General features: G+C 42.1%; 11 protein-coding genes and 1 tRNA gene. 10 read left to right on the top strand and 2 right to left on the bottom strand.

The window, feature by feature from the left end:
- Positions 1-99 precede the first annotated feature (99 nt).
- The 4 genes from BV375_RS06015 to BV375_RS36610 all read left to right on the top strand — a co-directional run bounded on the left by BV375_RS06015 (position 100) and on the right by BV375_RS36610 (position 2850).
- Positions 100-1059, top strand: coding sequence for a phosphoribulokinase (locus BV375_RS06015; protein ID WP_086758319.1), 960 nt, complete (start codon positions 100-102; stop codon positions 1057-1059).
- A 444-nt stretch (positions 1060-1503) separates the two neighbouring features.
- Positions 1504-2232: a DNA repair protein RadC gene (radC, locus tag BV375_RS06005; protein WP_086758315.1), complete on the top strand. Its 729-nt coding sequence runs from the start codon at positions 1504-1506 to the stop codon at positions 2230-2232.
- Between the two features lie 86 nt (positions 2233-2318).
- Positions 2319-2390: transfer RNA gene (locus BV375_RS06000), tRNA-Val, on the top strand.
- A 289-nt stretch (positions 2391-2679) separates the two neighbouring features.
- On the top strand, positions 2680-2850 hold the full coding sequence (locus BV375_RS36610; RefSeq protein WP_166507386.1) for a hypothetical protein: 171 nt from the start codon (positions 2680-2682) through the stop codon (positions 2848-2850).
- Positions 2851-3143: 293 nt separating this feature from the next.
- Here the strand turns inward: BV375_RS36610 and metH are convergent, their stop codons facing one another.
- The gene (metH, locus tag BV375_RS05995) at positions 3144-6686 is read right to left on the bottom strand and encodes a methionine synthase (RefSeq protein ID WP_086758313.1); all 3543 of its coding nucleotides are present in this window, start codon (positions 6684-6686) and stop codon (positions 3144-3146) included.
- Positions 6687-6900: 214 nt separating this feature from the next.
- The gene (locus tag BV375_RS05990) at positions 6901-7800 is read right to left on the bottom strand and encodes an alpha/beta fold hydrolase (RefSeq protein WP_086758312.1); all 900 of its coding nucleotides are present in this window, start codon (positions 7798-7800) and stop codon (positions 6901-6903) included.
- Between the two features lie 273 nt (positions 7801-8073).
- On the opposite strand from BV375_RS05990, the gene BV375_RS35790 reads away from it, so the two are divergent.
- The 6 genes from BV375_RS35790 (at position 8074) to BV375_RS05960 (ending at position 14127) form a co-directional block, all read left to right on the top strand.
- Positions 8074-8268: a hypothetical protein gene (locus BV375_RS35790; protein WP_143842010.1), complete on the top strand. Its 195-nt coding sequence runs from the start codon at positions 8074-8076 to the stop codon at positions 8266-8268.
- A 722-nt stretch (positions 8269-8990) separates the two neighbouring features.
- Positions 8991-9545, top strand: coding sequence for a thioredoxin family protein (locus tag BV375_RS05980; RefSeq protein WP_086758307.1), 555 nt, complete (start codon positions 8991-8993; stop codon positions 9543-9545).
- 70 nt (positions 9546-9615) lie between these two features.
- The gene (pyrH, locus tag BV375_RS05975) at positions 9616-10344 is read left to right on the top strand and encodes a UMP kinase (protein ID WP_086758304.1); all 729 of its coding nucleotides are present in this window, start codon (positions 9616-9618) and stop codon (positions 10342-10344) included.
- Entirely contained in the window at positions 10331-10879 is a 549-nt protein-coding gene (gene frr, locus BV375_RS05970; protein WP_086758301.1) for a ribosome recycling factor, read from the top strand. The genes pyrH and frr overlap by 14 nt, the downstream gene beginning before the upstream one ends.
- 487 nt (positions 10880-11366) lie before the next feature.
- Entirely contained in the window at positions 11367-12488 is a 1122-nt protein-coding gene (locus tag BV375_RS05965) for a geranylgeranyl reductase family protein (protein ID WP_086758298.1), read from the top strand.
- 193 nt (positions 12489-12681) lie between these two features.
- Positions 12682-14127: a DUF3370 domain-containing protein gene (locus BV375_RS05960; RefSeq protein ID WP_086758295.1), complete on the top strand. Its 1446-nt coding sequence runs from the start codon at positions 12682-12684 to the stop codon at positions 14125-14127.
- The last annotated feature ends 22 nt before the right edge of the window (positions 14128-14149 follow it).

Below are 14149 nucleotides of genomic sequence, written 5' to 3'. Positions count from 1 at the left end.
ATACAACATCTTTCCTTGACTTACGCGACAAATTCGCCCTTAAAATTAGACATATTCTCAATTATTAATTACTAGACTTACTCTTGGTAGGGGGGTATGATGAGCCGTCCAATAATTCTTGGTATTGTCGGTGACAGTGCCGCTGGAAAAACAACGCTAACTAAAGGGATTGCTCAGGTACTAGGGCCAGAAAATGTCACGGTTATCTGTACGGATGATTACCACCGCTACGATCGCAAACAACGTGCAGAAATTGGCATTACTGCCCTTCACCCCGATTGCAACTATTTAGATATTATGCAGCAACACCTATCGCTGCTACGCACGGGACAATCAATTCTCAAGCCAGTTTACAGCCACCAAACTGGTACATTTGAGCCGCCGCAGTATATTAAACCCAGTAAATTTGTAATTATTGAAGGATTACTTGGTTATTCTACTCGGGCTGCCCGCGATGCTTACGATGTGAAAGTTTACCTCGCGCCCCCCGAACCATTACGCGCTCAATGGAAAGTGAAGCGAGATACACAAAAACGAGGCTACACTCCTGAACAAGTACTAGCAGAGTTAGACAAGCGCGAACCAGACTCAGAGCAATTTATCCGTCCCCAGCGGCAATGGTCAGATATAGTTGTGAGTTTTTATCCGCCCGAAGAAGCCGCAGATGAAATTAATGGACATCTAAATGTGCGGTTGGTACTGCGTCCGACAATTCCCCACCCAGATTTTACCCAGATTGTCAAATCTACTAATGGTAATTCTCAGTCAGCGATCCGCTTAGGGCTAGACAGGGATATGACTAAGCCTGTGGATGTCTTGGAAGTAGATGGTCACGCCACCTTAGAACAAGTGAATAAGCTAGAGCAAATTATATGTTCTGATATGCCGCATTTAAAGAGTATATGCGATCGCGAAAGTAACCCCGAACTCGGCAAAATCGCTGGTACAACTGGTGAAACACTCCAGAGTTACCCCCTCGCTCTTACCCAGTTGATCATTACTTACCATATGCTCAAGGCAACACAAATTTATCAGCAAAGTGAAGTTTCAGCTAGCTGAAAATAAATCTGGATATTCAATCGCAAAAAACTCCAAATTCGCCAGTTAGAGGAACTCAGAAACGTTCAGTAATTTCTTGCGATCGTAAATCAAACGGAAATCATCAGAAAATGCTGGCGGCGTTTCTCCTGTATGAGCAAAATCACCAAGCCGATTTATTTACACAGTTGTTTAAAGACAGGATATTTTTCCCATCTTTAATATTTCGCGATACCCCTAAAAGTATCGCGAAGCTGCGCCCTAGGCTAGGGCTTTTGAAGCTTGCGGAGGCAGGCTCCACTATCAAAGGGTAATTGAGGCATTATCTGTATAAGCGTAGCCTTCCAAAGTGTTAGTAAAAATATGTGCCAAAATTAAAGATTTTTCAAATAGAGATGAATTGTAGAGCAAACAAGGGATAACTAAAGATAGTTCCAACTTTGGTGAATATTCCGTAGTTATTCTATGACCTATTGCCTGAGAATTGCTGATATGCCTGAGACTGAGCGTCCGCGTGAGCGGTTAATGGCTCATGGCCCAAAAGTTTTAGCCACAGCTGAGTTAATTGCAATTCTACTAGGCACTGGTCAAGGACCAGGAAAACTATCTGCTGTGGGTTTGGGGCAATATATTTTGAGCGAATTGAGCAAACATCAGCGTGACCCTCTAGCAGTGTTGCGAGAAGTTACCCCTGCCGAGTTAATGCAAATTCCAGGGATTGGCCCAGCTAAGGCAACTACCATCTTAGCGGCAATTGAACTAGGCAAACGCGCCTTTCAATCTCGTCCAGATGGCGTAACTATTGATAGCCCACTTGCAGCAGCGGCGGCTCTTAGTCAAAATTTGATGTGGCAGACACAAGAACATTTTGGTGTCTTGCTATTGGATGTCAAAAATCGTTTGCTGGGAACGCAAGTAATTACAATCGGCACTGCCACCGAAACCTTGGCTTCTCCTAGAGAAATTTTCCGGGAAGTTATTCGTCAAGGAGCAACGCGAGCCATTGTGGCACATAACCATCCCTCTGGAAACCTTGAACCCAGCCAAGAAGACATAGAATTAACACGCCAGTTGTTAGCAGGAGCACAGTTGTTAGGCCTTCCTTTGCTAGATCATCTGATTTTGGGTAATGGCAACCACCAAAGTTTACGTGAGGTTACAACCTTGTGGAATGAGTATCCCCAAGGGGATTAAAAAGCTAGAAATGCCGAGAGAAATTCTTTTATCTGCGCTTGTTTGCCTCGTTTTTCGATGCAAGATATGCTATCTTGAATGCTTACGGGCGATTAGCACAGGGGTAGCGCACATCCTTCACACGGATGGGGTCACTGGTTCAAATCCAGTATCGCCCATTATACATTCGCAGATTATATGTCTCTGTAGAAGACAGATAATTAGTTTACATCTGACTAGCAGTGAATGCGATCGCCCTAAAGAAACAAAACTATTGCCTCTTTCCTAAAATCCAAAAACGCAAATTGCTGTATATTTCAGTATCAGCAGTAGCGCTATAAACTGCTTGCAGTTAATTTAACTGCAAAATGCAACCAGAGAAATATCACTCATTTCTTCTATTAGATGCATGTCAATTTATGGCTTAGCAAGCTAAGTTGAGACTAGCAGCTATTTAAGGTAAAACAAATGAGTAGGGTACTGATATCAATTTTGATTTTTGGATTTTTAGTATTGTTCATTTCCTCTCCCTTTGCTGCTCTTGCTAGTTTAATGCTCGTATTGTTAGTTGCAGGTTTTGTATCATTAATAGGCAATATATTTCAAGCAATTATTGGCGCTAACAGCGATTCCCAATAGTTTTACGAAATAAAGTTGGTAGTCTTGCTATTGGGATAATTTATTCTTAGAACTAGGAATTTTGAACTGTATGTACTCCCCTGTATGAGCACAGTCTAAATAAAAATGCTCATTTTTATGCATTTATAGCTTAGATGCGATCGCTTTTCATAATTAGCGTGAAGAAGCGGTTCTCCAGAACTTTCGCTTGTGGGTGCAACAGCAGATTCAGCAACAATAACTCCTGTTATTCTCTGCAATTGTGGGATTTTATTCCCCCCTCGCTTGCAGGGGGGGGATTAGAAGATGGCGTTCTACGCGCTAAAGTATTTCGCTACTGGATGATAAGCAATAATTGCTGTTGTAGACTGTTCTGGATAAAGTTGCTCACTTTCATCCATATACAGGTTAATCTTGTCTGTCTCCAACAACGTCAGCTGCTTATACTGGTCTTGAATATTCGGACAAGCCGGATAACCAAAACTATACCGTGAACCCCGATAACGTTGTGCCAAGATATCGCGGATATTGTCTGGTTCCTCCGCCGCAAAGCCTAATTCTTGACGAATTCTGGCGTGTGTCCATTCAGCCAAGGCTTCTGCCATCTGCACTGCTAAACCGTGGAAATACAGGTAATCCGTGTATTGATTATCTGCAAATAATTTTTGCGCAAATTCTGTTGCAATCTCTCCCACAGTTACCGCCTGCATCGGGAAGACATCAATTAACCCCGACTGCTTCGGCGCAAAGAAATCTGCAATACAAAGCCTCCTCAAAGACTTCTGTCTAGGAAATTCAAACCTGGCAACTTCCTTCGCGTCTAAGTGGTTCGTTTCATAAATATGCAAAGTATTCCCCTCAGATTGACAAGGAAAATATCCATAAATCACCTGGGGATGCAACAGATTCTCTTCAATAATCCGCTGTTTCCACTGTTCTAAAATTGGGTAAACTTTTTCAGCCAAGAAAGCTTGATATTCTTCTTTCGTTTGCTCTTTGGGTTTGCGGAATTGCCATTGTCCAGCAATTAGAGCTTGCAAATCCAAATAGCCGAATATTTCTTCTAGAGAAATATCATCAGGTTGCAACAATTTTGTTCTCCAGAAAGGCGGAGTAGGACGTTCAATATCAATCGCCACAGCTTCAGAACGTCTTGTATCAACTTGAGCGCTGAGTCCTAAGTTTTGAGTACTGAGAGAAGATTCTTCAGTAATGACTTCTGATTTTTTGGGAATGATTTCTGGTTCATCAGTCCCGACTTCATCCAAAAATCCTTGCAAATTATCCCATTTTCCAATAGCTTTTGCTGGCATTAATTTATCCATAAAATGCAAATCGGAAAAGGCATCTTTGCCATAAACGACTTTACCTTTGTAGGCATTTTGACAATCTTGATATACAAATTTAGGTGTCAGTGCTGCACCACCTAAAATTACAGGTACAGTAATTTCTTTTTCGTTAAATACCTCCAAATTTTCTTTCATAAAGGCAGTAGATTTCACTAGCAATCCACTCATAGCAATACAATCAGGTTTGTGCTGTTCGTAAGCCTGAATGATATTTTCTACCGACTGTTTAATTCCCAAATTAATAACTTTGTAGCCATTATTAGAGAGAATGATATCCACTAGGTTTTTACCAATATCATGGACATCACCTTTGACAGTAGCAATAATTACTGTTCCTTTAGCATTATTGCCAGCTTCAGACTTTTCCATGAACGGTTCTAGGTAAGCAACTGCTGCTTTCATGGTTTCCGCAGATTGCAACACAAAGGGGAGTTGCATTTGTCCCGAACCGAATAACTCACCTACAACTTTCATCCCATCCAACAGGAAAGTATTGATAATTTCCAGAGGCGGATATATTTCTAAGGCTTTTGTCAGTTGTGTTTCTAAACCAATACGTTCGCCGTCAATGATATGACGTTTCAGACGTTCTTCGATGGGGAGGCTTTCGTCAACACCTTTGTTGCGTTTTGCCGTTACCCCTGCAAAAACTGTGGTAAGTTCTCCTAATGGATCGTAAACGCAGACATCAGCCTCAAATTTTCGTTGATCGTAAATCAATTGAAGACAAACTTCTTGATGGCGGGGTTCAATTTTGGACAGTGGTAATATTTTGCTAGCGCTGACAATGGCTGCATCCATTCCTGCTGTCATCGCCTCGTGCAAAAACATTGAGTTCAGCACAATTCTTGCTGCTGGATTTAAACCAAAGGAAATATTAGATACACCCAAAATTACATGACATCCTGGTAATTCTTGGCGAATCCGTCGAATTGCTTCAATGGTAGCTTTGCCGTTTTCTCTATCTTCTTCAATCCCTGTAGAAATCGGTAAAGCTAAAGTATCAAAGAAGATTTCTGTGGGAGGGATACCATAATCTACAGCTTGACGATAGGCACGTTGAGCGATCGCAAATTTTCTCTCTGCGGTTCGCGCCATCCCCTCTTCATCTATTGTACCAATTATTACTCCCGCGCCGTATTTCTTAGCTAACTCCAGTACCTTCAAGAAACGCGGTTCGCCGTCTTCGTAGTTGGTGGAGTTGAGTAAGCACTTACCACCAGCGACTTTTAAACCCGCCTCCATCTTTTCCCATTCGGTGGAGTCGAGCATTAAGGGTAATGTGACATTATTGACAATGCGCGAAACGAGTTCGTGCATATCTCGCACCCCATCGCGGCCTACGTAATCGACGTTAACATCAAGAACATGGGCACCTTCTTTCACCTGAGATCTCGCCATTGAAACGAGTCCATCCCAATCTTCTGCATTTAGCAATTCGCGGCATTTTTTAGAACCACTGGCGTTGAGGCGTTCGCCTACAATTAGGAAGGAGTTATCTTGATCGTAAGGCTGAGTGGTGTAAATTGATGCTGCTGCTGGTTCTAAGCTAGGTTGTCTAACTTTAGGCTTTAGATCTTTGGCAATTTCTGCTAATTGTTGAATGTGTTCTGGACGCGTCCCACAGCAACCCCCAATCACTTGGACACCCAAATCTTCAACAAAGTGCATTAGCGACAACCGTAATTCCATCGGTGTTAAACGGTAATGCGCTTGACCGCCGACATTCTCAGGTAAACCTGCATTTGGAATACAGGAAACTGTGAAAGGTGAATGTTCTGCCAGATATTTAATATGTGGCTTCATCAAGTCTGGCCCTGTAGCACAGTTGAGACCGAGAATATCAATTGGGTAAGGTGCCAAAATTGTCAACACAGCACTGATTTCGGTTCCTACCAGCATCGTGCCCATACTTTCCATTGTCACCGATACCATCAACGGACGGCGATCGCCTTTTTTGGCAAAAACTTCTTCAATCCCATTCAACGCTGCTTTAATTTGCAGCACATCCTGGCAAGTCTCAACCAGAAATATGTCAACGCCACCATCCCATAACGCTTCTGCTTGTTCTGCAAAAGCAGTTTTCATGGTGTCAAAGTCAATATGTCCCAAGGTAGGGAGTTTAGTTGTAGGGCCAATAGAACCCGCTACAAACCGGGGTTTTTCTGGCGTAAAGAATTCTGCCGCCACACGCTTTGCTAGTTCGGCAGCTGTTTTGTTGAGGTAATATGTCTTGTCTGCCAAGTCATATTCTGCCAACACAATCGAAGTAGCACCAAAAGTATCCGTTTCAATGACATCTGCACCAGCAGCAAGAAAGTCACGGTGAACTTTGGCGACAGCTTCCGGTTTGGTATGCACTAGGTATTCGTTACAACCTTCATAATGCGGACCTCCGAAATCCTCAGCGGTGAGGTTTTGTGTTTGCAGATTAGTACCCATTGCACCGTCAAAGACGATAACTGGGGCTTCTGGACTGTGTAAACGTTCAAGAAAAGGATGAGTCATATTTTCACGAGGAAATTAAGTTAGTCGTGCGCTATTAGACTTAACTTATTATTTTCTATAATTTGGAAATTTTCGGCATACTTGAATAAAATCAGACATTGCCAAAGATCATGCCCCTAAGAATGAGTGGTATTCATTAGCGGTTATCGGCACGCCAGTTGCTACCCTGCGGGTTCTGCTTTGCAGTACAACGCACTGGCTCGTTGATCGGCGGTTAATTATTCTTTGTTCGCTCCCAAATCCAGTCTTGTAAAATTGGATTAACTAATTCAGGTACTTCATCTTGGGGGCAATGTCCCACCCCTTCCAAGGGAATAAATTTCAGTACTTGAGGGTAATTAGCTAACTCTCTACCTAAATCCACTGGTTCCCAAGGATCGGCTGTGCCCCATAAAATAATTGCTGGACAAGGTAGCACAGGTAAAAGGTCTTCTGGTAAGGGTCCTGTAGAATAACTTGTAAAAGCCAGGAAAACAGCTACCGCACCGGGGTCGCTAGCAGGGGCAGTTAAAATATCTACCAACTCATCTGTCACAGCTTCAGAATTAGCGTAGGCTTGCAGCAAAATCTTCCTTACTGTTTTTGGTTTGGCAAGTTGATTAAAAAAGAAATCGCCAATCGGTTTGATAGATAATAAGCGTTGCAGCAAGGGTGCACCAAAGCGACGAGACCAAGGTAAAGTTGCCCGTTTGCGATCGTGTAACAATCTTAAAGAACAATTGAGCAATGCCACTCCTAAAGCAATCTCTGGGTTACTTACCGCTGCTTGCATGGCAACTATACAGCCAATAGAATTCCCTATCAAAAATGCGGGTTCACCTACCACTTCACGGCAGAAATCAGCTACTTGCTGTCCCCAAGTTTCGAGTGTGTAGGCAATTTTTTCTCCTGGCTTCGGTTTAGCTGAATTACCAAAGCCAATCAAGTCAATGGCATAAACACGGCAATGTTCTGCTAGCACAGGGATATTTTGCCGCCAGTGCCACCATGATGCCCCAAAACCATGCACCAGAACCACTGCTGGTCCAGTGCTTCCTTGGGTTTGATAGCAGATGGAGAAACCTTGCCAAATCCAAGTTTTGGTGGTGGTAAATGCGGTTTTAGAAGTCGTCATGGCAGTTGATTAAACAAGAATTGATTAAATTAAGGCTATGAATGCCAGAATTGAGACGTAGATTTTTTGCCGCAGTCATTATTATTTTAATTTTTATTAAATTATTTAACGTTTAAAATAATCCAGATTGCTTAAGCCAGGTTTGAAACAGACAGGGAAAAAACCTTTACATCTGCGATGTTATGCTTGGGCTTTGATGCTGCTACTGATAATACTTCATATTTCTTAATTTGTTGATTCTGCATTAGCCAAATACTATCTATCGTTAGGTATATGACAAAAATAGACCTCTCTCTTGCAAAAGTTACTTTTGCAAGAGGGGGGAAAGGGAAAAGGTTAAAAGGAAAAGGGTTTTTATTAGCCCTTTCCCCTTTACCCCTTACCCTTTTCCCCACTTCTGCAAAAAGTCTAATGGAGCATTTAGATGAGCAGAATTCATACTCACAGATTCTAAAAACTACTGGATAACTCAGGTTTTGCACTTATTAACCAAGTAGCAATAATTACTTAAAACACGGGATTTGAGTAATTATATTTGCTGTAACCAGAGAAACATGACATAAATTGAATTAATCCTAGAAAATTTGTAATTTTTGGAAGCATTAGACACAGTATTTTTACTAATTTTGTAGCAATATGTAGTAAAGTTTTTACAAATATGATTAACAGTAATTCACGTTACTAATATCAAGTTTCAATCTCCAATCATGTTTGTGTAATCTTACAAATTGTCTATATGGAATTACATACAGTAAGAATGAGAATCCGTGTTTTTTGTAAAGTAAAAATCAAGTTATATTGAAGAAATCAACTAAATTATGTCTCGAATATCCGACATACCACCACAAGTACGTTTTAGCCAATAAACAATTAATACTTATTCTTACCCAAGCAAAAAAGCCCTGATAATCATTGCTTGTGGATGCTTTACTTGCAGCGTTTGCATTTAGCCGTTAAAACAAGTTTATGTTTACTACTTTTCTGAAAAAAGGAAAAATTACATATCACTAAGTACTATTTCATGGAATAAGTATCAGTAGTAGATTCAGTAGTTTCACAATTTACGACGGCTAAATTAACCTATAAAATTGTTGTGTATCAAGCATCTGCCAAGGAGTGGTTTGCAACTAGGAAAGTGACGCTTAGTTTGACGAATTTTTTTTGTTGCTAGTTCCTCCAAACCGAAAAACATGAATATACTAGAATCTATTGATACTCCTATTGGGAGCTATGCACCAGACTTTGAGCTGCCAGGAATTGACAATCAAGTACACCATCTCAGCCGTTATTTAAAAAAGTTTCGTGCAGTTGGTGTCATCTCAATGTCCAACCACTGCCCTTATGTAGCTCTATATTTAGACAGGCTAAAAAAGATTCAAGCGGAATTTGCTAAATTTGGTTTTACGCTGATTGGGATGAATGGTAGTGCAGCTATTGGGCATCCGACAGAAAGCTTTGAAAGTATGAAAGTTTTTGCTGAATGTCATCGGTTGAACTTTCCTTACTTATGGGACCCAACCCAAGATGTGACTCGGAGCTTTGGTGCTTGTAAAACACCAATGGCTTTCCTTATAGATAATATTGGTATATTACGCTACAAAGGTCAAATTGACGCTCATCCCCAAAACCCCTTAGGTGGAGGAGAAGATTATTTGAGAAAGGCGATCGCTTCACTACTAAAAGGTCATAAAATATATCCACCAGAAACTGAGGCAGTAGGCACTTCATTAATCTGGCGTAACTAGACACAGATAGCCACTGTACTGTTATCTTAAATTGGAGGCAATTGCAACTTTTTCGATAAAGCGTAACTTCATGGGAACGAATTACCGACGGGTTTTACTTAAACTGAGCGGTGAAGCTTTAATGGGCAACATGGGCTATGGGATTGATCCAGAAGTGGTCAAAGAAATAGCACAAGAAGTGGGAGAGGTGGTAGCCACTGGCGTTCAGATCGCTATCGTCGTTGGCGGCGGCAATATTTTTCGTGGCGTCAAAGCGGCTTCGGCGGGGATGGATCGGGCAACCGCTGACTACATCGGGATGATTGCCACGGTAATGAATGCCATGACGCTGCAAGATTCGTTAGAACGAATGGGGATACAGACGCGAGTGCAAACCGCGATCGCTATGCAAGAATTAGCTGAACCGTATATTCGTCGCCGTGCCATCCGTCATCTTGAGAAAGGACGGGTGGTAATTTTTGGCGCTGGTTCTGGAAATCCTTTCTTTACAACCGACACTACTGCGGCATTAAGAGCAGCAGAAATCGATGCGGAAGTGATTTTTAAAGCCACTAAGGTAGATGGGATATACGATGCTGACCCTCATGTCTATCCTGATGCTAAACGTTACACCAGCCTCACTTACGCCCATGTTTTGGCTAAAGATTTGCGGGTAATGGATACTACCGCGATTGCCTTGTGTAAAGAAAATAATATTCCCATACTTGTATTTGACTTAACGGTGCGAGGTAATATCCACCGAGCAGTCATGGGAGAATCTATCGGCACCCTTGTGGGAGGTTCTTGTGAAATTAGCTGAAGCTGAGAGTAAAATGCAACATACCGTTGAGGCAACTCAACGAGCTTTTAACACGATTCGTACTGGTCGCGCCAATGCGAGTCTATTAGATAAGGTATTAGTAGAGTATTACGGTACACCTACCCCTCTGAAATCACTGGCAAATATCAGTACACCTGATGCCACAACCATACTGATTCAACCTTACGATCGCAGTAGCTTGAATATAGTTGAAAAGGCTATTTCCTTGTCAGATGTAGGTTTAACTCCTAGCAACGATGGTTCTGTAATTCGGCTGAATATCCCGCCTTTGACAAGCGATCGCCGTAAAGAACTAGTCAAAATCGCTGCCAAATATGCCGAAGAAGGTCGTGTTGGGATTCGTAACATCCGCCGCGATACCGTAGACTCGATTCGCAAACAGGAAAAAAACGCGGAAATTTCTGAAGATGAATCGCGAGACCAACAAGATAGCCTGCAAAAATTAACCAATAAATACACTGCCAGAATTGACGAATTATTGGCAGAAAAAGAAAAAGACATTACTACTGTGTAAGTTAAACCTGTCTTGAAAATAGGGCATGGGGCATTGGGTATTGGGCATTAGAGGCAAGGGACACAACGGAGACAATGAGAGAAGTCTGAGCGCCGACTTCCGGCGAATAGAACTTTTCCTGTCGCAGACGCTCCGCGAACGGAGGAACAAGGCAAGAAATAACAAATAATCATTGGCTCTTGACCCTTGACTCAAGTCAATTTTTTGAACATGAAACCACAGATATTCATCGGTATCGCTCGGTGTTTATCTGTGGTTTTACATAATAAACTAAAATTTTGTATGCGCCCTAAACAAGAATAAAAAAGGGCAACTCAAACAGAGATTACTGAGCATTACTCAACTTTTAGGAGTGTCAAATCATCATAAAAAACATATACGAGCTAGAACTAAGCTTGAAAAGAAAGTCAAATAAGAGTTGCCTTTATCCGTAGATTAGAAAAATGCACTTTAAAGTCAACTAATTGAGGAGCAAAAATTCAGCCATATGTACGACTGCATCATCGTCGGAGCCGGGCCATCGGGTGGAACAGCCGCATATCATTTATCTAAGCGAGGTCGCTCAGTATTAGTTTTGGAAAAAGAATCTCTGCCAAGATACAAACCTTGTGGCGGTGGAGTATCACCAGCGATCGCTCAATGGTTTGACTTTGACTTTAGCCCAGCAATTTCTGTGAAGGTAGACTCTCTTCGCTTTACCTGGAATTTAGAAGACCCAGTAGAAGCGAAAATCGCAATTAAAGAACCGATTTGGATGGTGCGGCGAGATGTTTTTGACCATTTCTTAGTTAAACAAGCCCAACAGCAAGGAGCTAAACTGCAAGACAATACAGAAGTAACTGGCATTGAGTTTAAAGCAGATTCTTGGCAGGTTAATACAGCTAACGGCCCTGTTACAGGCCGCTACTTAATCGCTGCTGATGGTGCTAAAGGATCGATAGCAAAATGGCTAGGGTTCAAAGACCGTAAACGCCATTTAGCAGGAGCTTTAGAGGCAGAAGTTCCCGCCAATGTTGAGAACAAATCTATGGCTCATTTTGAATTTGGCTTGGTTAAAAATGGCTATATTTGGAACTTCCCCAAGGCTGAAGGGTATTCCATTGGAGTCGGGACATTTATTGGTGGCGCACCCCAAGACTTCAAGAAGATCTTGGATGAGTACGCTCAATCCTTTAATGTAGATGTCAAAACCTGCAAGCAATATGGTCATCCCATTTCTTTGTGGAACGGGAATCAAAAGCTACATAGCCAAAATGCTGTTTTGGTTGGAGAAGCGGCTTGTGTAGTTGATCCAATGACAGCAGAAGGTATTCGTCCATCGATTTTTAGTGGCTTATTGGCAGCAAGTGCCATCAATGAGGCGCTTGCAGGCGATATCAACGCTTTAGAAGAATATACCAATGCCATTAACGAACAATGGGGCACTGATATGGCTTGGGCGCAAAAATTAGCCAACGCATTTTATCGCTTTCCGAAAATTGGCTACAACCTTGGTGTCAAGCGCCCCTCTGGTGCTCAAATTATGGGTAAGATTCTCTGTGGCGAACTGCGCTATGGCGATGTTGCTGGTGGTGCCCTCAAGCGTCTAATTCCTGGCTTTGGGGGCTAACTGGCACAGGGGTGCAGGGAAGATTAGGGCAATGAGCGAGATCAGGAGGCTAAGGAAAAAATGCCCAATGCCCATTTTCCTCAGTTGTCAGTGTACGTAGTTGATCGTGACTATGTAAGAAATCTCCTTCAAGGAAGTTGTAGTTACAACCGCTCATTGGTTAATACCAAAGTTTCCTTGAAAATAAAGACTTATGCCAGCTAATAAGCCTCAATACCAACTGACTGCACCTATATGCTTATTTTTATTAGGAGTTGCTCTCTCTCAAACATTGAAATATACAGTTTTTAACTCCAATAGTTATAGTAACAATTCAGTAATAGTCGCCCAAACATCACCCAAGCCAGCACCGCAAGAAATTGTGCAAGCTGGGGAAGTACGTGCTTTACCTGGCAAGCTCGATACTATTCCTGTATTTAATAGCAATAGCCCAGAATGGATCAAAAATGAGGGTATTTTACTTTCTACATTTCCCGCAAATGGAAAAAAAGTCCCAGCGGCGCATCTCAATTTCCCATTTGAGGGACGCTTTGACTTATTTGCTCACCACTATACCCACACTCCTAAGGATTTACAAACGCTATACCTGGGTGTAATTTTGCATAACCCAAATAAACAAGCAATAACAGTGGATGTTTTGCAAGCAGCAAGTTATTTGTTGCAGGATGCGCCTTTTGTAACTTTAGCGCCATACATCGAAAATAATGATGGTAAAGCTTACTCAGGCCCAGGCGATCGCGCTGTTAGTGATGTGTTGCGAGGAATTCGCCAGGCTGATTTTCCGGCAAAATTAATAATTCCGCCTGGACAAAGCCGATTGCTGCTGAATCATCCTATTCCAGTAAAAAATTTAGAAAAACCAATAAATGGTCGGTCTAGCTTTATGCGGTTGCGTAGTAGTGGCAAAGTTTATGCAGCTAGTCTAGCAATGTTTGCCAAACAAAACCTCGATGGTAGCGATCGCGCTCCTACTCTAACAGAATGGCAAGCTTTACTCAATAACGGAAACTTTGCCGGACCAAGAGATAAAATTCCTACTCCCCCAAATGCTACAGGTGGGGCGCTGATTTATGGGCGTGTAGCTGGTATATCTCAAGGTTCTCAGTGGCAAGCCCTACTAACAGATAACTCTAAAGACCAGACTTTTACGATTTCTCAGCCTGGCAGAGCGATTTCTTATACTTTAGGCACCCTCAAAGGTGGTCGATTGGGTAGTGGACAAATCCAAACAGCAAAGATGTTAGTACGCTATCCAGATACGGCATATGAAGCACATGGTAATTATGGGGTGGAATATAATCTCCGCATACCCTTGAGCAATACTACCAATAAAACTCAGAAAGTCACTGTTACTTTGGAAACGCCGTTAAAAGAAGATAAATTATCTCAAGGTGGTCTACGCTTTCGCAAACCATCCTTAGATTTTCCCTTTTTCCGTGGTACGGTGCGGCTAGGTTATACCGATGACCAAGGACAACAAAAAACGCGTTATGTGCATTTATGGCATAGAACAGGCCAGGTTTTAGAACCCTTGTTACAGCTGACACTGCCACCTGCAACTAAACGAATGGTACAGGTAGATTTAATTTATCCGCCAGATTCAACACCACCTCAAGTGTTGAGTGTTAGAACGCTTTGAGAATTCCCTTGCCACAGATGAA

It is taken from the genome of Nostoc sp. 106C (assembly GCF_002154725.1).
In the GTDB taxonomy this organism is placed as follows: domain Bacteria; phylum Cyanobacteriota; class Cyanobacteriia; order Cyanobacteriales; family Nostocaceae; genus Aulosira.
The sequence above is the reverse complement of the archived record's forward strand: the minus strand, read 5'-3'. Positions and strand labels throughout refer to the sequence as shown.